Origin of the sequence: Aromatoleum toluclasticum ATCC 700605, from assembly GCF_000378245.1 — a bacterium.
GTDB lineage: Bacteria > Pseudomonadota > Gammaproteobacteria > Burkholderiales > Rhodocyclaceae > Aromatoleum > Aromatoleum toluclasticum.
The window spans coordinates 355,386-374,635 of record NZ_KB899492.1 but is presented as its reverse complement, the minus strand read 5'-3'; the positions used below and the strand labels follow the sequence as shown (position 1 = coordinate 374,635).

The window sequence follows — 19,250 nt, the reverse complement described above, 5'->3', positions numbered from 1 at the left end:
CGCGGGAGACCACCATGTCGTCACCCCATCCGCTCAACCAGGCCGTCATCGCCCAGGCGTTGCATGATCTGCGCAACGGCCAACTGCGTCGCTGCAAGGCGATGGGCTTTGGCGACGAGGAACTGGATGCGCTCAAGCATCCGGCGCTGGTCAGCGTGCTGGTCAACGCCACGGTGTCGTGGTGCTCGGTCTCGGTCAACCGCGAGGTGCTGAAACGGCTCCTGAGCCAGGTGCATGACGTGGAGCAGGAAATCGCCACGGTGGATCGCATGCTGCGCCTGGGTGCGAGCACGGAGATGGTGAGCCGCTTCTACGGCCTCACGCATCAGGAGGTCGCCCTACGGCGCGACATCCTCGGGCTGCCCAAGCGCAAGGGGCGGCATCCGGTACTGGACGAGGCGCAGGACGCTGCCTTGTGGGAGCACTGGAAGGCCGGTATCACCGAGCGTGACATCGCGCTGGACGACGACATGGCGATGCTGGCGCTGACCATGGACCTCGCCGAGACCCTGACGCTGCCGATGTCGGTGATCTGGGCCGCGATACGGAACTGGATCGACCAGGGAGTCGTGTAGACCATGGCCGCGGGCGGCGCGCCACGGCGCGATGGTCCCATGGCGCTGTCGGCGTTGTTCGACGATGCGCTGCGAGAGCTGGCGCCGGCCCAAGTGGCGGCACGGGGCAGTGACGGCTTCCTCTACAGCGGCAATCGCCATGAGAGCGTGCCGCGGGCGCTGTTTCTCGATCGGCGCCTGACACCGCTGGAGCGCAACGCCTGGCAGGTGTTCCGCCTGCAGCTCAACGACGACGGCGTGACGGCTTTCCCGACCTATGACCAGCTTCGGCCCTACCTGGCGTCGATGCCGTGCGCGGCACAGGCCTCCCACGAGACTGTCGCGCGCGCCCTGACGCTGCTGCGGCTGACGCGCTGGTTGAGCCTGGTGCGGCGACGGCGTGATCCGAAGACCGGCCGCATTCTGGGCAACCTCTATGTGCTGCACGACGAACCGCTGACGCCCTTCGAGGCGATGCAACTCGACCCCGACTACCTGGGCCTGGTGAGCCAGGCCCTCACCCATGCCGCCAAGGCGGTGCAGATCGTCGGCATGCATTCGCTCAAGGAAATCGCCGAAGACCCGCTGCTCAGCGGCCGCATGCTGCCGACACGCCTGCAGGTGCTCGCGCAGCGCATGGTCCGCCACGGCTGGATGCCAGCGAGTTATCCACAGGATGGTGCCGATCACGATTCCGAAGGAGGCAGGGAGGGCTTGCTTCGGAATGCCGAACACCCGTCTTCGGAATCCGAAGCAGGACCGAAACCCGCGCCGGACGGCTCTCTTCGGAATCCGAAGGAAGACCGTACCGTACGTAAGGATCGTATAAATGAAGTACGTACAGTACCGCGCACGAAGGCCTTGCAGAACCTGCGCCTGCCCGAGCGCTTCCTGCGCCTGCAGGAGGAGCAACAGGCCGGAGCGATGATCGCTTTGCAACAGGTGGACGAAGCCCAGCGGCAGGCGGTGCTCGACGAGTGGGCGGCGCGCTGCCGCGGCAGCACGGTGCGCAACCCGGCCGGCTACCTGTTCGGCATCATCCAGAAGGCGATCCGCGGGGAGTTCAAGGCCTGGGCTGGCGAAGGCGGGTCAGTGCCGCCACCGCCTCGAGCCGCGGCACCTGCGCCGTCGCCACCTCCTGCGTCCAATGGACCCGACCGCGAAATGGCGCGCGCTTACCTGGCGCAGTTGCGGTCGATGATGCGCGATCCCTGATCGACTGGGCTATCCCCAGGGGATAGCCGGCTCAGACAGCCTTCCTTCCGTTCTTGATTGCTCCCTGTTGTCCCATGGGCGAAACTGCCGCTTGATGGCACAAGTGAACCTGATCTCTGAAGCAATACCTTCGATGGCTTCCGACCCGCATGGTCCGGGCTCAGGATTGCTGCCCCACGGATTCCACCACTCTGTGAGCGATGACGAACCTCAGGCACAGCAGCGAGAAGTTCAGCGCTTGCTGGGCCGCTGCCTGTTGCGCCTTCAGCAATACGAACGCCTGATGAAGGCCATCGTGGCCCATCACGACATTTCGGGGCCCGCGCATTCACTGGAGGCTGTTCGTGCGGCGCGCATCGAGGACACGGCGACCAAGACCCTGGGTACGCTGGTGGGCCAAATGTTCGGATCGTATGTCGTCACGGAGGGCGGCGACGTCAGCGAGAATGCCCCGGACCTGCCCGCCGACGTGATTTCATTTCGCACGCGGGTGCAACTGAGCCTGTCTGCGGAGGATTACGTCAGGACGCAGGCCGACCTCAAGGATCTGGTGTCCCTGCGCAATGCCCTGGTACACCACTTCATCGACCAGCACGACCTCTGGACAATCGAGGGGTGCCATGCCGCGCACGATGCGCTGACCACCGCCTACACCCGCATCGACCAGCATTTCGAGCAACTGCGTGGCTGGGCCGAGCACATGGATCAGGCGCGCCGCCTGGCGGCGGAGTTCGTCCAGTCGGATGTGTTTCACGACCTGGTGGTCAACGGCATTGCACCGGACGGCACGGTGGATTGGCCGGCGGCCGGCATCGTTCGCGCATTGCGCGAGGCGGCCGGGGAACTGGCGGTGGAGGGATGGACGCCCGTCGCCGCGGCCGGACGGTGGATCTCCGAACGGCATCCCGAGCAACTGCCCGCCAAATACGGATGCAGCAGTTGGCGCCAGGTGGTGCATGAGTGCCGGCTCTTCGAGCTTCGCTACCGCGACGTAGATGGTCGGCGTGCCGCCTGGTTCAGGGCACGAGAGATGTAGCCTTGCACGGCATTGCATGATGCTGTGCCAGCACTCATGCCTTGCTTTGCTTTCCGCAGCGCTATCCCCAGGGGATAGCCGGCACAGGCGGCCTTCCGCATCAGGCAAACCGGGCCGACACTGGCTGCGGTTTGTTGACTGACGGCCTTCCGGCCCATCCCGATGCTGGCGACTCGTTCCTTCACCGCGAGTCGCTTCCATGGCCAACGAACCCCTGCAGCTCAACCTCGGATCGCTGCGCAGCGCGATGTCGCTGACGCTGCACACGCATCATGCCTCTCGGATTTGGCATGGCCGCGCGCCGGCAGAGGGGCGCCCCGGCATCATCGGCCTCAACGGCTACCTCAGCGTGATGAACAAGATGAAGCGCGGCGCTGAGCAGGACGATCCCTACTCGGACTGGTGGATGCTGCGCATCGAGGACAAGCTGGCCGACACCAAGACCCGCCTGCAGACCTTGCGCGAACAGGTGGACCAGGCCCTGTCCGACGTGCCGCCCGCGCTGTCTCTGGGCGAAAACATGAACGTGCAGCCGGTCAAGCTGCCGCTGTTCGTGAACGCACAGCTCGGCTTCATGGCGGTGTACCTGCTGGCCGACTACGACGATCTGGCGCGCAAGCTGATCCTCGCGCACCACACGGCGCTGATCGACCGCAGCACGCTGGAGCGCTGGCTCAACGACGGCGCGCATGCGCTGCGCAGCCTGTTTTCCCTCGCCCAGCAGTACCGCTACTCCGGCACGACGCGCGACGACTTCGCTGCGAAGAACGCCGCGGCGCGGGCGGCGCAGGAGAAGTTCGGCGAGCTGCCGCAGGACGTGCTCGAAGGCACGCGCCGCTCGCGCTTTGCGCCACCCCTCGCGCGGGGGAACCGGCCCGAGGTACCGGACGCTGACGCATCGGAGGCAGTCCTCGCCGATGGAACCGCCGACGCCGCGGCGCAAGACGACGGGGGCGCCAAAGCATGACAACTGTGTCTTCTTCCGGCCGTCCAGCACGCTTCATCCCGCTGGGACAGGCGGACTTCCAGCGGTTGGAACACGCAGGCTACCTAAAAGGCCTTTTACAGCCTTTTAAAGGTAAGGGGAGTCTGGAGGCCTGGGCCAGCCAGTGCAGGGCGCTGCGCGACGGGTTGATCGCCCTGGCGCAGCGGCAGGTGTTGCCCCAGGCGCGGGCCTATCCGTTCAGCCTGCTCGAGGTGCAACTGGCCCAGCAGACGACTAGCGCAGGGACGACCTTTCTGCGCTGGCGCAACCTCGAACGCTCAGCCATGGGCGTGGCCTTGTGGGAATCGCTACTCGATCGCCCCGCGACGCCGGCTTCGCTGATCGACGACCTGTATGCGATGGAGCTGCAACGCATCGTCCTGAACATGCAGATCAGCCTGACCCACAGCATTGCCCGCCATGCGCAGGAATGCGCCAGCAAGATGGCCCAGGCCGAGGCGGCTTACCAGCGGCGTGTCCATAGGCATGTCGTGTCCATTTCCACCACCCCCAAGGAGTCACCATGAGCACACATTTCGTCGGCGAGGGCAATATCGGTTCTGCGCCGGAGTACCGTGAATTCCCCAACGGCAACGACGAACCACGCAGGCTGTTGCGCCTGAACGTCTATTTCGACAATCCGGTGCCGAAGAAGGACGGCGAGTACGAGGACCGCGGAGGCTTCTGGGCGCCGGTAGAGCTGTGGCACCGTGACACTGACCACTGGCAGTCGCTGTACCAGAAGGGCATGCGCGTACTGGTCGACGGCCGGACCGTGCGCGACGAATGGGAGGATGCCGACGAGAACGAGCGCGTCACCTTCAAGATCGAGGCCCGGCGCGTCGGCATCCTCCCATACCGCATCGAGGCGGTGACGCTCAGCGCCAAGCCGAGCGGGGGCGAGTAGCCGACCATCGAGGGCGGCTGTAGCAGCCATCAGACGCCCTCCATGCGCCAACGATCTATCCCCAGGGGATAGCACCAGTCAACAAATCGGTGCCAGGACGGTTCCGCTTCCCTGCGGACCGCCGCGCTTGATCAGGACATGCTGCTGCTCATCCGATGAACAGCACATCCCGAGGAGGCTTCATGCGCGTGTTCCTGTGCGAGAAGCCTTCGCAAGGCAAGGACATCGCCCGTGTGCTGGGTGCTAGCCAGCGTGGTTCCGGCTGCTACAGCGGCGCGGGTACTGTCGTGACATGGTGCATCGGTCATCTTGTCGAAGCGGTTCCGCCCGAGGGTTACGGCGAGCAGTACAAGCGCTGGACCATCGAGCAACTGCCCATCATTCCCGAGCGCTGGCGCGTCGAGCCCAAGGCTGCGACCGCCGCGCAATTCAAGATCGTCAAGCAACTCGTCGGTCAGGCCACAGACTTGGTGATCGCCACCGATGCTGACCGCGAGGGCGAGATGATCGCCCGCGAGATCATCGAGCTGTGCGGCTACCGCGGGGCGATTCAGCGCCTGTGGCTGTCGGCGCTCAACGATGCGTCGATCCGTAAGGCATTGGGTGCGCTGAAGCCGTCAGCCGAGACGCTGCCGCTGTACTACTCGGCCCTGGCCCGCTCGCGCGCCGACTGGCTGATCGGCATGAACCTGAGCCGGCTGTTCACGCTGCTCGGACGGCAGGCCGGCTACACCGGCGTGCTCTCGGTGGGCCGGGTGCAGACGCCGACACTGAAGCTGGTGGTGGATCGCGACCGCGAGATCGCGCGATTCGTCTCGGTGCCGTTCTGGGCCATCGAGGTGGCGCTGTCCAATGAGGGGCAGTCCTTCACGGCAAGCTGGACGCCACCGCAAGGCTGTACCGACGATTCCGGCCGCTGCCTGCAACAGTCGGTCGCTCAGCTGGCCGCGGAACGCATGCACGCCCCCGGCAGCGCCCAGGTGGTGTCGGTCGAGACCGAGCGCGTACGCGAAGGTCCGCCGCTGCCGTTAGACCTGGGCACGCTGCAGGAGGTGTGTTCCAAGCAGTTGGGCCTGGACGTGCAGGAGACGCTGGACATCGCCCAGGCGCTGTACGAGACGCACAAGGCGACGACCTATCCACGCTCGGATTCCGGCTATCTGCCCGAGAGCATGTTGGCCGAGGTGCCGACCGTTCTCGACAGCCTCGTCAAGACCGATCCCGGCCTGCGTCCGTTGATCAATCGCCTCGACCCGGCCCAGCGCTCACGCGCCTGGAACGACGGCAAGGTCACGGCGCACCACGGCATCATCCCGACGCTGGAGCCCGCCAACCTGTCCGCGATGAACGACAAGGAGCTGGCCGTCTACCGGGTGATCCGCGCGCATTACCTGGCGCAGTTCCTGCCACACCACGAGGTCGATCGGACGGTGGCACAGCTCGCTTGCGGCGGGCAGCCGCTGCTGGCCGTGGGCAAGCAGATCGCCGTGGCCGGCTGGCGCCAGGCGCTGGCGCCGCCGGAGGAAAGCGACGCGGATGGCGATGACGCCCAACGCAGCCAGGTGCTGCCGGCACTGCAAGCCGGATTGTCCTGCCAGGTCGGCCATGTCGATCTGAAGGCGCTCAAGACCCTGCCGCCCAAGCCCTACACGCAGGGCGAGCTGGTCAAAGCCATGAAGGGCGTCGCGAAACTCGTCGCCGACCTGCGCCTGAAGCAGACACTCAAGGACACGACGGGCATCGGCACCGAGGCGACGCGCGCCAACATCATCAGCGGCCTGCTCGGCCGCGGCTATCTGCTGAAGAAGGGCCGCGCCGTCCGCGCCTCGGATGCAGCCTTCACACTAATCGACACCGTGCCGGCGGCCATCGCCGATCCGGGCACGACGGCGGTTTGGGAACAGGCGCTGGACATGATCGAGGCGGGCCAGATGACACTGGACACCTTCATCGCCAAGCAATCCGCCTGGGTAGCCCAACTCGTGCAGCAGTACCGCGGCACAACGCTCGCCATCAAGCTGGCGCCATCGCCATCCTGCCCGCAGTGCGGCGCGCCGATGCGCCAGCGCACCGGCAAGAGCGGCGCTTTCTGGTCATGCGGCCGCTACCCGGACTGCAAGGGAACGCTGCCGGTCGATACCTCGACAGGCAAGCGCAGTGCGCCGCGCAAGCAGCGTACTTCCCCCAAGGCGTCCTGATGCCGACGAATCCCTTCGCCACGCCGGCCGTTCCCGACGGCGGGGCCAGCATCCCGCACCCCGCGGGACTCCCCAGCACACGCCTCCTTCTGCAACGGTGTGCGCTTCTCGCGGCCCTGCGATGGATCGGCGAGATGAGAAGGCCGCTCCTCCGTGAGTCGCGTTTGCCGCGACCCCATTGATCGAGATGCTTCCGTCGATGACGAGAGGTCTCCTGACGCTTGGCCGACCTCTGCCGCGGCGAGCCATCAGGAGACCCCTCGGGTCGACGGTATTCGGTGCCGGTGCCCGCCGGCGGAACAACGGGCTCCCTTTGTGCGCGGATGTGTGCCAAAGGATGTCGACCCCAGCCACGACACGGGTCGGGTGCGATTGCTGACGCAGCGAGCGGCTTTGACGACGGCCGGGACTGCCGCAGCCCACAGGTGGTTTTCTCTTCTTCGGCTGAAGGCTCAAGGGCCTTCGGCCCGATTTGTCTATGTGTGTCTTTTGCCTGATCCCGATCGGTATCGCGCCGGCTCAAAGCGGCAACTCAATGCGTACCGGGTGCGATGCGCATTCCCTCGAGACGCCCGTGAAGCGTGGCGTCAATCCTGCTGCCATGCGCTGCTGACAGTCGTCAGCACCATGCCCTGGCAGCTCCGGTCTTCAAGGCTGCAACGCGGTTCGCCGCGTGGATCGAACCAGTCCGCCTCGCATCGCCCACCGCGGACGAGCGTCTTCACGACGCCGGTGCTTTACGTGTTCAACCCTTCGGGTATCCGCTCCCACCACGCCCTGGCAACAGGTAGCTGGCAGCAACGCATCCATCCCTGACTTCCACTCACCAGGAGACATTTCATGAGCCAGTCTTTGCCCCAGGACGTACTTGATCAGATCGCTGCGGAAGAGCGCCATTTCGCCAATGCCCCGCAGGCTTTCTTCGAAGCGTGGAAGCGCGGTGCGGAAATCGCCGGAGCCGAATGGTTCGGCGACGGCACGCCCGAGGGTCTGCAGCGTGCGACCAGCAAGTGGGATCTGCGCCCCAAGGTGCTGTTGCTTAACGACGCCCTGGATGTCCTGAGTGGCGGCCAGCGCATGTTCCTGTCCGCGATGGTGAGCTTCTACAACGCCCGGGAAGGCGGTGCGATGCTCAAGCGTTGCGGATTCGAGGGGCTTTCCGATCTGGGGGGCCTCGATCTGGAGCGCCGCAAGGTCATTGCCGATCTGACGCTGAACTACAGCGGTTGGTGACCCCGATTCGCTTGTTCGTCACCGGTTCTTCTCCCCACCCATTGAGGGCCATGCGCCGCCGTTCGGGGCCTTGTCCCTCCTTGTCTTCAACTTCTCTTCATCCACCCGCTGGGGTTCAATCCCCGGTAGGGGACTGGCCTCGTCCATCCTCTGATGGAGAAAATTCCCATGTCCCCAGATTCCAATCCTTTCCGCCGTGGCTACCAGAACCTGCGCATCGACCGCTCGTTGTGTATCACCTACGAGGACGACTGCCCGCCGGTCTGGCGACCGCTGCATCCCAGCCAGGTGCATCTGCCCGACGAGCTGATCGCACTTTTCCCCTGCATCTTCTGTGACGATTTTGCGTTGATTACCGAAGGCCAGCACATTCCCGAGGTCCTGGAGGCCGAATGCCAGACCGAGGGCGTGGTGCGCACCGTGGTCTACGCCGTCAGCGGCGACGACTTCGGCCAGCCAGCCCACGTCGGAGACACCTACTCGGGGGAAGCCGCGCGGGAAGTCGTGCGTCGACTGAGCTTCAAGACCGGCTTCTACAGCCGGTGCTGGGAAATCAGTAGAGCCCATCTCACCGCCGAGGCTGGTCGTTTCCTTGCCGAACTGGCGGACATCGCCACGCCGAGCGGCTTTCTGTTCGTCGCCTTCCGCATCCCGTATAGCCCCGCGATCGGCGTGAAGCTGATCGCCACTCCCTGGACAGATGAGAACCTGCAGCTTGCCGAGGGCATCACTGCCGAGCAGTTGCGGCAAGAGCACCGGGTCAAGGGCATGCCGGAGTCCCTCGTGGAGGTACTGCACCTGGCTGCGCTCGCCGACGTTCGCATGCTGGTGTTCGATGCGGATGCAAACGTGCTGGACGGATTGCCTTTGTACGCAGACGAGTAGCCGCCCCTTTCGAGCCCCCATGTGGGGCTCTTCCTTTTCATGGAACGCGGTGGCGGCGCTTTGCCGATTTCCGGACGACGGGTGCCCACGCCTGCCGCACGCTTCCCGCATGTTCGCCGGTGTCGCCGGCAGCGTGCCCAGGCAGTCGGGACCTTCGAGACTGCGGTGCGGTTCACCGTTCTGGTCGTTCTTCTCACCGGACGCTTGTCGCGTCTATCCACCTCACCCTCAAGGGACATACCTCCCTTGTGGGCGGGAGTCCCTTGGTTGCCACAAGGAGTCTCCCATGGATACCCAAGCCATTCGCGTGCAGATGCCGACGCTCGTTCGCGGCCATGTGCCTTCCAACGTCCGCACGTTCAAGTTCAACATCTTCGACGGCCAGCCCAAGGTTTCGACGCTGGGCTTTCACATTGACCCCAAGCCCTTCGAGGGCAAAGTCATCGCCAGGACCGACGAGGCCATTGTCGTCAAGACGGGGCGGGCCGAGTTCGCAGTGCTCGACCGAGCGCTCGTGACCGAGGTGCCCGACGAGGGCGCCAAGGTACAGGTAGAACCGTACGCCCGACGCCGCTTCGACGGCCTACGCGCCGACACACCCGAGGAAGAAACCGCATTCACTGCCGACGGCCAGCCCTACACGGTGAAGACGCTCGTGCTCGGCTCCGCGCCGGCGAAGCTACCGATCCCCGAGCCCCGTTGCCCCGAGTTGCAGGAGCTGATCCAGCAGATGGAGCAGTTGCTCGCGCCCGACGGCTACCGGCGCATCAGCCACCTGCTGGTGGATGCCGGCGCACGGGATTTCGCCTGGGTTGATCCGTTGCCCGGCGACATCATCGCGACGCCGCCGGCCATTGGCTTCACGGTGGCCACGGCGAAGTTCCAGGGACGCGTCACTGTCCTGTACGAGCGCGGGCTCGACCTGTACGCGGTGGAGCTGCACCGCGACGGCGAACTCGTCGAGCGGGTCGGCGACGTGTTCTTCGATGCGCTCGGCGAAACGCTGGAACGGTTGATCGACGACGGGAACTGGCGGCGCATCCGCGTGCAATGCCTGTCCGGCCACAAGTCTGCCCAGCACTGACCGCCATGCGGCCTTCCGTCCTCTCGACGGAAGGCCCTTCATTCCCTTCCCCGGAGATCACATCCATGTCTGTTCGATTCAAAGGCACCGAGCTGCGGCCGGTGCTACTCGAAGCGGTGGTGAACCAATGTCGCGTCGTCCTGGTCAAGGATCGGGGCGTGTATTTCCTGGCCGAGCGCGGCGAGCGCAGGCCCGATGGGCGCCAGAAGCTCATCGCCTACGCTGGCGGCTGCAATCCGGATGTCGATGCATTCGATGACTGGTGGGATCTGGTGCGCGCCGAGTTTGGTGGTGACGACTTCGGCGAGTTCTTTGATGCGCGCGACGGTGTCTTTGCGCTCATCCTGCACAGCGCGAACGACCTCGAAGTGTCCGCCACCGCGACACACCTGTCGTTGCAGGCTGTGGCCCCAACGCCGAACGGTAACTGACCGTCCCACATTCCCAGCCCCCGCTCCTGGGGGCGTCTCATTTCCTGCCTCCGCGGCCCTCGCCGCGCGCACACGCTCGTCTCCAGCCCCGTCCTGGCCGCCCCTGCCGGCATCCTAAGACGCAACTGCTTGGAGGCAACTGACGTCAGCGACAGGCTGGCCAGAGGTTGAATGACCGCCTCCCGATCTTCCTCGGTACTTGCAGTGGGCACCCAGCCTCTGTAAACCCTCGGGCGAGATGCGACCAACTGCTGCCGCTCGATATGTCGATAGACCAGCCACTCGAGGGGCAGCTCTACTCGGGAATCAGCGCGATAACCAACGCGAACAAATCGGCCTGAACTGCCGCTGACTGGGCTGTGGTCGTACTGCATTCGAGACTGAAACCGGACGTTGCCCCGCACTTGATCGGCCCTGTTATCTGGTCCGATTCGCCCGCGAACTGACCGGCTGGTATCCAGTCGAGACCGGCCGTTGATTGACTCCCTACGGCCAAAAGCCGGTATCGGGAGTCTGAAAGCCGACTCACCGAAAAAGTGTGTCGAACCGCTCTGGGCCTTTGAGTGCACTTCATCGTTGGTCGAATGCCGACCTTGACGCACGGCGCGACCAGAAGGATTAAGAGAGCGACGCGACTGCCGCCGTGCTGGGGGGCGGCAATCGCTGTCGCCAAGCATTCCATTGCACGTGGGCACAGTGGGTCATGACAATTCGCATCTGGTCCGCTCGCCGATTTGCGTTCACTCAAATTAAAATGTTGTTTGCGGCCGCACTCTGAGCCGATCGGCTGCTCAGATTTACTCCTGCATCCATTCGGTCCACGCCTGTACAGCCATTACCATAGCGAGCGTGTCGAGTTCGCAGTACCGCAGCAGTGCGGCACAGATAGCCTCCCGTTGTTTGGTAGGGAGGTCCTCGAACTGCAGGCGACCGTAGGCGGCCATGGCAGCTCCGCCTTCTCGCAAATCCTCTGACAGGCCTGCCTCGACCGCCTCGATTTCCTGCTGCGATACATCCTCAAAGATGGGCGGAAGAAGCAAGTAGGGGTCAACCACAGTTCCATCGTGCATCTGCCACCAGGCAATCGGCTGCTCAAAGTTCAAGCTGACCCCCGTTCCGCCGTATGTTGGCTTGCCGTAGCGGTCACGCAGGAAGTCGGAGCTGCACATCAGCGCCGGCAGTACCTTCTTCAGTGATGTGCTTCCTTTCGTAGACGGGTGGAAGTAGAACTTCTCAGCCAGCTCGCAAAGGTCGACCATGTTCCTCGGACCAGCCACCTTCTCCTTGCCATCACCCGCTCGGGTCGTGATGCTCTCGATGAAGGAGACTAGCCCGTCGCGGTCAGGGGGGGGCTCATTCAATGAAAGCAACTGAGCACGAAGCTGGTTGAGGACCGAGTTCTCATGCGCTGCCCACCGGAAGATCGTACCGTTGTCATTGACTAGTGCATTCCTGAGGGCGCGGACGAAGTCGAAGTTGGGGTCGACGCCGGGCTCGGCGCTTATCCATTGCGTCCGATGAGAGACTTTCCCGGTTTCGTCGATGACATGGTGGGAGAACTGAAACGCAGTGGTCTCGTAAGGTCTGCGTCCCTTCACGAATGGAATCGCGACCGCACTGGTTTCGAAGTCAATGCAGTGCAGCGGGAAGGACCACTTCCGCTGCGCCGCCCGGAAGCCTTCCTTGTCGAAGAAGAACTCTCCGCCACCAGGCCAGTCTGGCTTGCAGATGTACCACTGCCGATGCTTCCGGCTCATCCCGGTCACTCCTGGTGCTTGGCCGTCGAACCCCAGGTCTTCTATGGTCACCTGGCTCGGCTTGAGAACACCATGGGCGATGAGCTTTGCCTTGCCAGTGAAGTACCAGAGGTCCAGAACCGTCCCCTTGGAGAAGTCGTCCGGGCCCCAGTTGAATGCACTGGCCCAGCACTCGTGGAAGCCGCTCTTGGGTTCTCCGTTGGCGGGCCATTTGTCCGCTTTGAACTGGCAGCTACCGCACTCTGTGGAGGGGGTCGGGGTAATGCGTATGTCATTTGCGTAGGCCTGCGCTAGGTTCTTGACCGCTTCGGGAAACGGCAGAACCTGACCGTGGCCCACGCCAAGGCCCCCATGCAGAATCTCATCCACTTGACCGTCGACTGCAACCTTAGCCAGCAAAGATGTGCCAAGTGTATTGGCATCGGTTCCCGGTGCCACATCAATACGAAGGCGTCCGCCGGCCCTGCGCGCCTTGAATCTCTGATTTAGCCCGTCGACAGACGCGTATTGCTCCTTGTCGACCAACATCAGAAACGCCCGAACCCTGCAACCTGGCAGCGCGTGCGACGCGACGTAGCGCTGGAACGCGACGTCCCTGAGGTAAGGCAAAAACTCCTTCCTCAGTTGTCCCTTCGCCCCTCGGAAGTCTCCATCCGCCTTGGCGTTGTACGACTTCGCCTTGACCTCGATGATCTCGACGTCATTGCCAACCTTCTTGAGGATATCGACCCGAATGAACAGTCTATCGACTGCGAGGGCTGCTTCGAAGATGGTGACGTTGTCTTGCTTGAGTAGATCCGCTGTCTGTTCGAGCGCGCTCTGGTGGTTGAGGTCGTCGACACGAACCCCTTCGGGATGCATCAAACACGCCAGCTCACCTACTTGGTACCCGCCTTCCGCAAGTGCAGCGAGGAAGCTGTCGCCAGCTGAGCGGTCTAGATACTCAGACTTGCCGACGAAGTACAGCTTCGTCGGACATTCAGCTGCCAGCTTGAACCGAGATTTGGTGAGGTAGCGGGGTGCGATGGCCATACCGCTATGCTACACACCGCCAGCTAAATCGCCAATTGCATGCACAGACCAGCATTCATGCGGGAGATTGCTTGGTACTTCGGGGGGCGACATATCCCGGTGCCAGCTGGGCGTTCGTGGAACCGTAGAGCGCGAGTGGATCTCTCAGCCAAAGCGCATATTCAAGCCCCTTCAATCTGTGGTCGGGCGAGCAGTCGACTGACCAGCGACGGAGTAGGTATCCAGCATTGGCCGCACGGACCTTCACACGAAGGACGCCATCGGGCATCTCGTAGTCCATTCGTACTGCCTCCGGCCGTGGGTAGTTAGGGTGCGTCACCATTTCTAGTTCGATGATGCGACTCCACTGCACATCGGACTCTGCCGTTTCTTCCTTGAGAACGGGGCTGTCCTCGAGAACAGTCGGCGCCTCCATTCGGGTAAGGACAAAGTCGCTGAACCGCTTGCGTTTGCGGTCGAAAGCGCGGACATGCCAGCGAACACCGTTGTCTACCAAGGCCAAAGGCACTATCTCCCGCTCGCTTCTTCCGCTCTCTATCGATGTGTATGCAAGCCGAACCGACTTTCCTCGATGAATCGCCCGGGAGATTGGCGCAAGCACTTCCATCTTCGGAAGGCTCAGGACGTTGGGGAACTCACACCGAACCATCGGCTGCGCTAGTTGGTCGCCAATTCCCTCGCCAAAACCACGGGAAAGCGCCATCAACACTTGCAGCGGCGCATGGTCAAACAGCGGCGTGAATTTCGGGCTCAGCCGATAAACCTTCGTCGCATTGTCCAAGTACAGGTTGTCCGGGGCGATTTCCCGGTACTGGGCGATATCTCTTGTGGCTCCGGCCGGCCCGGTTCCGAATCGCTCGACCACGTCCGCCCTGCGCAACTCGCCCAGGAAATAGAGCCTGAAGTCGATGTGCGAGAGACGTTCGCGCTGAATCCTGGGTAGGCGTTCGAGCACTTGCAGAGCTTGCTGGGGGCGCGTTTCAGTCATTCTTTAATGATAACGCACGTACAGATAAAGTGCTCGCAGCAATCTCTTGTTCTAATCAAAATGATCTGTTAATGTGATCACACATAATCGTTGGAGTAATCATGGCAAGAAACAATCCTGTGGGTGACGGACACTGCGTTGGTGCAGTCAGGCAACGCAGCCAGACCCAGACTCCCTCTGGCCACTACGTAAAGCGAGACGCGGCAACCGGGCAGTTCATGGATGTGAAGACTTCGGAGAAGACGCCTTTCAAGGGCGTCCGCCGCGAGAAGAAGTAGGCCGGCCATGTTTGAACGCATCATCGACTACTTCCTTGGTAGGCCCCGCCGTTTACTTGAACTTGGCCGCGCGCTGCTGAACAGCGCAGGAGTCCTATTCATGGCCGGCATGGTGGGGTACGCGGCAGTCTCTGTTGCTGCCACCGCACGACGCGTTTCCAAGGGGGCAGGTACGGTCGTTACCCTCGCCGATGTGCTACCCGCCATTCCGACATGGTGGGTGCCGGAGAGCGTTCTTGGCTTTGTCTTCGCCGCGGCGCTTGGTCTGGTCGGAGCTGTCGCGCTCCAAACTGGCCTGGCGTACGAGCGGGTGCTGCGTCACTAGACAAGGCTCATGTGTATGCGCGGCGGGATGAATCTCTACCTTGAGCTACCAAGTCGCGCTGCATCGGCGCAAGTCCAATGCTTAGGCCGAGAACATCTCGCTGATGCCAACAAACCAGTCTCTTTTCAACCGCCACAAGCCCTAAGGGGCAAGGAGCATCCTGAGTGAATCCCACAAATCCACCTTCATTGCACCTGGTGCAGTCTCAAGATCTGCCGCGCGGAATCAACTCGGTCCGCGCGCTGCCCGCCCCTGACCTGGGGGCGCTGTGGGACAGCATCATCCTGGAAGATGGCATCAAGGATCGCTTGCTTTCCCAGGCGGTACTGAATTACACGCTCAGGCCAAAGGTTGACCGCACTGCGCTGCCGATGCACGGCGTCATCTTGCTCGTCGGTCCTCCGGGCACCGGCAAGACGTCCTTGGCCAAGGGCTTGGCGAGCAAGGTCGCGTCCTTGATGAAGGGAGCCAAGTTCCGCCTCGTGGAGGTCGACCCGCACGCGCTGACCAGTTCCGCGATGGGCAAGACCCAACGTGCCGTCGGTGAGTTGTTCTCGCAGTCGATCGCCGAGCAGGCCGCCAACGGCCCCACCATCGTATTGCTCGACGAAGTCGAGACACTTGCCTCCGACCGCTCCCGCATGAGCCTTGAGGCCAACCCCATAGACATTCACCGCGCAACCGACGCCGTGCTGGTCCAGCTTGATGCGCTGGCTTCATCACACCCGCAATTGCTGTTCCTGGCGACGAGTAACTTCCCCCAAGCCATCGACGGTGCCTTCACTTCCCGTTGCGACCTCGTCATTGAGGTGCCGCCACCTGGCCCAGAGGCTGCCCGCCAAATTCTTCGGCAATGCCTAGCTACGGTAGGCGAGACGTTCCCTGCAATCGCCAAGCTCGCCGAAAGCCGTGACCTCGAGCGCGTAGCACAGGCGGCGGCGGGCTTGGACGGCCGGACCTTGCGCAAGTTGGTCGTTAACGCGATGGCAATGCGCAAGGAGACGGCAATGGATCCCAACAGGCTTGCGTTGGCTGACCTTGAAGCGGCGATCCGCAATACACAGGGCAGTCGGAGAGCTGCAGAAGGAGAGCGCCAATGACAACCGTGGTCCGGCGAGATTTTCGCAGCATCCCGCACCGGGATGCTTCAGCGACTTGGGCGGCAATTGTTGAAATGCTGACCGCTGGTGGCGACGCCGCAGCCAAGCGCACGGAATTGATGTCCGTGGCGGGTGTCGCGTGCAGCGTTATCGCCGACCAGGGGCCGCGCGATAGCCCCATCGTGGTGACATGCGGTGGGCCGCGTACGCGCATCTACTGCTGTTACGACGACGATGCGCTTGATGATTCCAACAGCAACGAGTCCAAGCTTGGTTTCGATGCCCTCAAGGGCGACTGGCAGGTGTCGCTACCGGTCGTAGAAGAAGACCTGGCATGGGTACAGGCGGCACTCAAAAAGCACAGCAGCCGCATCGTTGCCCGCGACAAGGATACCGGCATCGAGGTGGAGAAGCCGGCGCAGGCGGCCAGCAACTCGCTGATCCTCGATATGGAAGGGTTCATGAAGTCATGACCAGTGTATCGGCCTACTCCTACACGCACTCCGTCACCTACGTTGCCGACAACGTGCTCAAGAGCTTGAAGGACATCATCCGCTTGAGCGGCATGGACCCCACCAAGCTCACCAACGGATGGGAAAGCACGCACCGCGCAATCGCGACTTGGCTGGCCAGCGAGCATCTTGAGAAGGTGGTGTTGGAAGTCTACAACCCGGTGACGAGCGCCTTGGTGCTGCGCTGGGACATCGACATCGTCTATCAGTGGTCCAGCAACGATGGTGCCTTTTACACCGACACGGATCAGCTCCGGTATCACATCAGTAAGGCAGGTGTGGCGCCGGCAACTGCCAGCTACGACATCCTGCTCAAAAACAAGCCTGGCCGGCCTGACGTCGCGGGGTGGTGCGCCGGCTCGTTCAGGGCCACTGACAGCTTGGTTCGTCAGAGCCTGGGCTCGACCATTGAACACAGTGGCCTAGGCGCTAGCGCCGCGTATTGGAGGACCCGTTGATGCTGACTCAGGACGAAGCCTTCAGAAAGTTCAAGAGCCGCCTCGAGCTCAATGATCGCGAGCGGCAGAACGCCAGCAAGCGGCATACCGAGGTACGCGAGCACATCCGGTCTCGGTTCTCGATTGACCGCGATTTCTTGACCGGATCCTATGCTCGCTACACTAAGACCAAGCCGCTGAAAGACATCGACATTTTCTTTGTACTGGCTGAGTCAGAGCGCAAGAAGTACCGAGACAAGGTTCCCAGCGTGGTCTTGGACGACTTCTACAACGCCTTGGTGGACAAGTACGGCAAGAGCGCTGTGCGAAAGCAAGGGCGGTCGGTGAACGTCGACTTTGGCGTGGTCGTCGATGCCGAGGACAACACCGACTATCGCGTGGTTAGCGTCGACGTGGTGCCTGCCTTCGTCGACGGCGATAACTACGAAATCCCCAACAGCGACACCGGGAAATGGATGAAGACCAACCCGAACATCCACGCGCAGGAGGCACGGGATGCTCACCAGGCTTATTCAAACGAGTGGAAGGGCCTAGTGCGCATGGTCAAGTACTGGAACAACAACGCGAAGCACGGCGCCGACAAGCCAGTGAAGCCTTCATTTCTCATCGAGGTCATGGCGCTGCAGTGCCTGCATGGTGGCTGGCAGGGCCGGTTCGATTATGAACTTCAGGCCTTCTTTGCGGCGCTTGCCGACCGAGTGCAAGACGAGTGGCCGGACCCGGCTGGTTTAGGCTCGCCGATCAGCGAAAGCATGGACGGACAACGTAAAGCGCGAGCCAAGGAACTCCTGCAGGCGGCGAGCCGCGAGGCGTCGAACGCCATACACCTGGCCAGAAAGGGCCAGAACGGAGAGGCGCTGAAGGCCTGGCGCCTGCTTTTCGGGCCCAAGTTTCCCTTGTCCTGAGGCTAGAACATGACTCAACTTTCTGCGGCTGCCGCAATCGAACCCGCTCAGAGTACTGCCCTTCAGGCGCCGGAGAACGACGTTTCTTGGTTGCGCGATGCCTTCGCGAAGGTGCAAATGAACCTGCGTGGCCAGATGGCTTTGGCCTCGCAGTCCATCAGTCACGCGGGGACCATGGGGTCAGTGAACGAGGACCACTGGCTGGAGGTATTCCGCGCCTACCTGCCCAACCGATACGACGTGGCCACTGGCATCGTCATCGACAGCCAAGGTAACCGGAGCGACCAAATCGACGTGCTGGTGTTCGACCGGCACTTCACGCCAACCTTGCTGGACCAGAAAAACCACCGGTACATCCCCGCCGAGGCGGTCTACGCAATGTTCGAGTGCAAGCCGACCATCAACAAGGACTACATCGAGTACGCACAGGGCAAGGCCGCATCAGTTCGGCGCATGCGCCGAACTTCTGTCGCTATCGCGCACGCTGGAGGCTTTTACAAGCCCAAGGAGCCGTTCCGCATCCTGGCAGGACTGCTGGCGCCTCAAGCAAGCTGGGTAGATGGGCTGGGCGAAGCGTTTCGCCGAAATCTGGGTACCGAAGATCTGTCTAAGCTCGACTGCGGCTGCGCTCTGGAGCATGGATGCTTTGACTTTCATGATGGAGACTTAGTGGTGGCAACCGAGCAGGGCGCACTGATGTTCTTCTTGTTCCGCCTCCTGTCGCGCCTGCAGTCGCTTGGCAGCGTCCCAGCTATCGACTGGGCCGCCTACAGCCGAATCATCCGGCCATAGTGATGCAATCCGATCGTATCGCGTGAGGTGCTAAATCGAACATCCTCTTGTCTTGGGCGGATCTGTCAGCTTTGAGTCGCGGCTGCGTGAAAACACGAAATTTGCCGAATTTCGGGGGGCTCCGACCAATCCCTTGCCCGAAAATCGTTTATTGCGTTTGCAGAAGGCGAATGATTTCAAAATTGATGCGGCAACGCGTTTTCACACAGCCTTGGTCGCGTTCTACATAGCACACCCGTAACGGGCCGTTCGTTTGGTCGGAGACTTCCGACGTCCGGTTTCGGGCAGACACCCGCCAGTCAGTCGGCCAGGAAAGCCCCTAGAAGGCAAATGCTAACGGGCGTCGGGCTACGACCGCTTTCAGTCCTGAACTGCTGCAGGACCACTACCCGGTGAGCGGCAGGTCAGGCCGACGATTTGTCGGTGGTCAGTCGTCTCGAACGACTGCTGTACTTTGTCAACTGCCTTTCAGCCCGAAGCGGCACGAAGATCAGCTTCTAGCCGGATCCAGACCGTGCAAGATTGAAAAATCAACGAGTCGCCGCCTTACGCGTCACTGGCGCTTCGTCACCGAA

The 19,250-nt window shown here is 62.5% G+C and carries 19 protein-coding genes; 17 read left to right on the top strand and 2 right to left on the bottom strand.

Features of this window, described 5'->3' with window-relative positions:
- Window positions 1–14 precede the first annotated feature (14 nt).
- The 11 genes from F464_RS0104805 (at window position 15) to F464_RS0104750 (ending at window position 10,528) form a co-directional block, all read left to right on the top strand.
- Window positions 15–575, top strand: a complete 561-nt coding sequence (locus F464_RS0104805) for a DUF2857 domain-containing protein (RefSeq protein WP_018988650.1) — start codon at window positions 15–17, stop codon at window positions 573–575.
- 3 nt (window positions 576–578) lie between these two features.
- A complete protein-coding gene (locus F464_RS0104800) occupies window positions 579–1,769 on the top strand; it encodes an STY4528 family pathogenicity island replication protein (RefSeq protein ID WP_018988649.1) in 1,191 nt (396 codons plus the stop codon).
- A 283-nt stretch (window positions 1,770–2,052) separates the two neighbouring features.
- Window positions 2,053–2,805, top strand: coding sequence for an OST-HTH/LOTUS domain-containing protein (locus F464_RS0104790; protein WP_026295751.1), 753 nt, complete (start codon window positions 2,053–2,055; stop codon window positions 2,803–2,805).
- 199 nt (window positions 2,806–3,004) lie between these two features.
- Window positions 3,005–3,772, top strand: coding sequence for a PFL_4669 family integrating conjugative element protein (locus F464_RS0104785; protein WP_018988647.1), 768 nt, complete (start codon window positions 3,005–3,007; stop codon window positions 3,770–3,772).
- Window positions 3,769–4,317 (top strand): DUF3158 family protein, encoded by a 549-nt coding sequence (locus tag F464_RS0104780; RefSeq protein ID WP_018988646.1) that lies wholly within the window; start codon window positions 3,769–3,771, stop codon window positions 4,315–4,317. The genes F464_RS0104785 and F464_RS0104780 overlap by 4 nt, the downstream gene beginning before the upstream one ends.
- Window positions 4,314–4,697, top strand: a complete 384-nt coding sequence (locus F464_RS0104775; protein ID WP_018988645.1) for a single-stranded DNA-binding protein — start codon at window positions 4,314–4,316, stop codon at window positions 4,695–4,697. The genes F464_RS0104780 and F464_RS0104775 overlap by 4 nt, the downstream gene beginning before the upstream one ends.
- A 182-nt stretch (window positions 4,698–4,879) precedes the next feature.
- On the top strand, window positions 4,880–6,895 hold the full coding sequence (locus F464_RS0104770) for a DNA topoisomerase III (RefSeq protein WP_018988644.1): 2,016 nt from the start codon (window positions 4,880–4,882) through the stop codon (window positions 6,893–6,895).
- 840 nt (window positions 6,896–7,735) lie between these two features.
- A complete protein-coding gene (locus tag F464_RS0104765; protein ID WP_018988643.1) occupies window positions 7,736–8,128 on the top strand; it encodes a hypothetical protein in 393 nt (130 codons plus the stop codon).
- Window positions 8,129–8,296: 168 nt separating this feature from the next.
- Window positions 8,297–9,013 carry a DUF5983 family protein gene (locus F464_RS0104760; RefSeq protein ID WP_018988642.1) on the top strand — a complete coding sequence of 239 codons (717 nt, stop codon included), beginning with the start codon at window positions 8,297–8,299 and terminating at the stop codon, window positions 9,011–9,013.
- 286 nt (window positions 9,014–9,299) lie between these two features.
- A complete protein-coding gene (locus tag F464_RS0104755; RefSeq protein WP_018988641.1) occupies window positions 9,300–10,097 on the top strand; it encodes a hypothetical protein in 798 nt (265 codons plus the stop codon).
- Window positions 10,098–10,162: 65 nt separating this feature from the next.
- Window positions 10,163–10,528: a DUF3085 domain-containing protein gene (locus F464_RS0104750; RefSeq protein ID WP_018988640.1), complete on the top strand. Its 366-nt coding sequence runs from the start codon at window positions 10,163–10,165 to the stop codon at window positions 10,526–10,528.
- A gap of 797 nt (window positions 10,529–11,325) precedes the next feature.
- Here F464_RS0104750 and F464_RS0104745 read toward each other — a convergent pair.
- The gene (locus F464_RS0104745) at window positions 11,326–13,317 is read right to left on the bottom strand and encodes a DUF2779 domain-containing protein (protein ID WP_018988639.1); all 1,992 of its coding nucleotides are present in this window, start codon (window positions 13,315–13,317) and stop codon (window positions 11,326–11,328) included.
- Between the two features lie 55 nt (window positions 13,318–13,372).
- On the bottom strand, window positions 13,373–14,305 hold the full coding sequence (locus tag F464_RS0104740) for a WYL domain-containing protein (protein ID WP_018988638.1): 933 nt from the start codon (window positions 14,303–14,305) through the stop codon (window positions 13,373–13,375).
- 285 nt (window positions 14,306–14,590) lie between these two features.
- Here F464_RS0104740 and F464_RS0104735 point away from each other — a divergent pair, with 285 nt between their 5' ends.
- The 6 genes from F464_RS0104735 to F464_RS0104710 all read left to right on the top strand — a co-directional run bounded on the left by F464_RS0104735 (window position 14,591) and on the right by F464_RS0104710 (window position 18,675).
- On the top strand, window positions 14,591–14,908 hold the full coding sequence (locus tag F464_RS0104735; protein WP_018988637.1) for a hypothetical protein: 318 nt from the start codon (window positions 14,591–14,593) through the stop codon (window positions 14,906–14,908).
- Between the two features lie 164 nt (window positions 14,909–15,072).
- Complete coding sequence (locus F464_RS0104730) at window positions 15,073–16,008, top strand: AAA family ATPase (protein ID WP_232428832.1); 936 nt, start codon at window positions 15,073–15,075, stop codon at window positions 16,006–16,008.
- Window positions 16,005–16,481: a hypothetical protein gene (locus F464_RS0104725; protein ID WP_026295750.1), complete on the top strand. Its 477-nt coding sequence runs from the start codon at window positions 16,005–16,007 to the stop codon at window positions 16,479–16,481. Before F464_RS0104730 ends, F464_RS0104725 begins: the two co-directional genes overlap by 4 nt.
- The gene (locus F464_RS0104720) at window positions 16,478–16,978 is read left to right on the top strand and encodes a hypothetical protein (protein ID WP_018988634.1); all 501 of its coding nucleotides are present in this window, start codon (window positions 16,478–16,480) and stop codon (window positions 16,976–16,978) included. The genes F464_RS0104725 and F464_RS0104720 overlap by 4 nt, the downstream gene beginning before the upstream one ends.
- Complete coding sequence (locus F464_RS0104715) at window positions 16,978–17,883, top strand: CBASS oligonucleotide cyclase (protein ID WP_018988633.1); 906 nt, start codon at window positions 16,978–16,980, stop codon at window positions 17,881–17,883. The genes F464_RS0104720 and F464_RS0104715 overlap by 1 nt, the downstream gene beginning before the upstream one ends.
- A 9-nt stretch (window positions 17,884–17,892) precedes the next feature.
- Window positions 17,893–18,675 carry a DUF6602 domain-containing protein gene (locus F464_RS0104710; RefSeq protein ID WP_018988632.1) on the top strand — a complete coding sequence of 261 codons (783 nt, stop codon included), beginning with the start codon at window positions 17,893–17,895 and terminating at the stop codon, window positions 18,673–18,675.
- The last annotated feature ends 575 nt before the right edge of the window (window positions 18,676–19,250 follow it).

Bases quoted from the DNA above. Each gene is read 5' to 3' on its own strand.
- F464_RS0104770 (WP_018988644.1), top strand. From the start codon at position 4,880: ATGCGCGTGTTCCTGTGCGAGAAGCCTTCGCAAGGCAAGGACATCGCC.
- F464_RS0104740 (WP_018988638.1), bottom strand. From the start codon at position 14,305: ATGACTGAAACGCGCCCCCAGCAAGCTCTGCAAGTGCTCGAACGCCTA.
- F464_RS0104755 (WP_018988641.1), top strand. From the start codon at position 9,300: ATGGATACCCAAGCCATTCGCGTGCAGATGCCGACGCTCGTTCGCGGC.
- F464_RS0104765 (WP_018988643.1), top strand. From the start codon at position 7,736: ATGAGCCAGTCTTTGCCCCAGGACGTACTTGATCAGATCGCTGCGGAA.
- F464_RS0104780 (WP_018988646.1), top strand. From the start codon at position 3,769: ATGACAACTGTGTCTTCTTCCGGCCGTCCAGCACGCTTCATCCCGCTG.
- F464_RS0104720 (WP_018988634.1), top strand. From the start codon at position 16,478: ATGACCAGTGTATCGGCCTACTCCTACACGCACTCCGTCACCTACGTT.
- F464_RS0104800 (WP_018988649.1), top strand. From the start codon at position 579: ATGGCCGCGGGCGGCGCGCCACGGCGCGATGGTCCCATGGCGCTGTCG.
- F464_RS0104710 (WP_018988632.1), top strand. From the start codon at position 17,893: ATGACTCAACTTTCTGCGGCTGCCGCAATCGAACCCGCTCAGAGTACT.
- F464_RS0104760 (WP_018988642.1), top strand. From the start codon at position 8,297: ATGTCCCCAGATTCCAATCCTTTCCGCCGTGGCTACCAGAACCTGCGC.
- F464_RS0104775 (WP_018988645.1), top strand. From the start codon at position 4,314: ATGAGCACACATTTCGTCGGCGAGGGCAATATCGGTTCTGCGCCGGAG.
- F464_RS0104725 (WP_026295750.1), top strand. From the start codon at position 16,005: ATGACAACCGTGGTCCGGCGAGATTTTCGCAGCATCCCGCACCGGGAT.
- F464_RS0104745 (WP_018988639.1), bottom strand. From the start codon at position 13,317: ATGGCCATCGCACCCCGCTACCTCACCAAATCTCGGTTCAAGCTGGCA.
- F464_RS0104750 (WP_018988640.1), top strand. From the start codon at position 10,163: ATGTCTGTTCGATTCAAAGGCACCGAGCTGCGGCCGGTGCTACTCGAA.
- F464_RS0104805 (WP_018988650.1), top strand. From the start codon at position 15: ATGTCGTCACCCCATCCGCTCAACCAGGCCGTCATCGCCCAGGCGTTG.
- F464_RS0104790 (WP_026295751.1), top strand. From the start codon at position 2,053: ATGAAGGCCATCGTGGCCCATCACGACATTTCGGGGCCCGCGCATTCA.
- F464_RS0104785 (WP_018988647.1), top strand. From the start codon at position 3,005: ATGGCCAACGAACCCCTGCAGCTCAACCTCGGATCGCTGCGCAGCGCG.
- F464_RS0104715 (WP_018988633.1), top strand. From the start codon at position 16,978: ATGCTGACTCAGGACGAAGCCTTCAGAAAGTTCAAGAGCCGCCTCGAG.
- F464_RS0104735 (WP_018988637.1), top strand. From the start codon at position 14,591: ATGTTTGAACGCATCATCGACTACTTCCTTGGTAGGCCCCGCCGTTTA.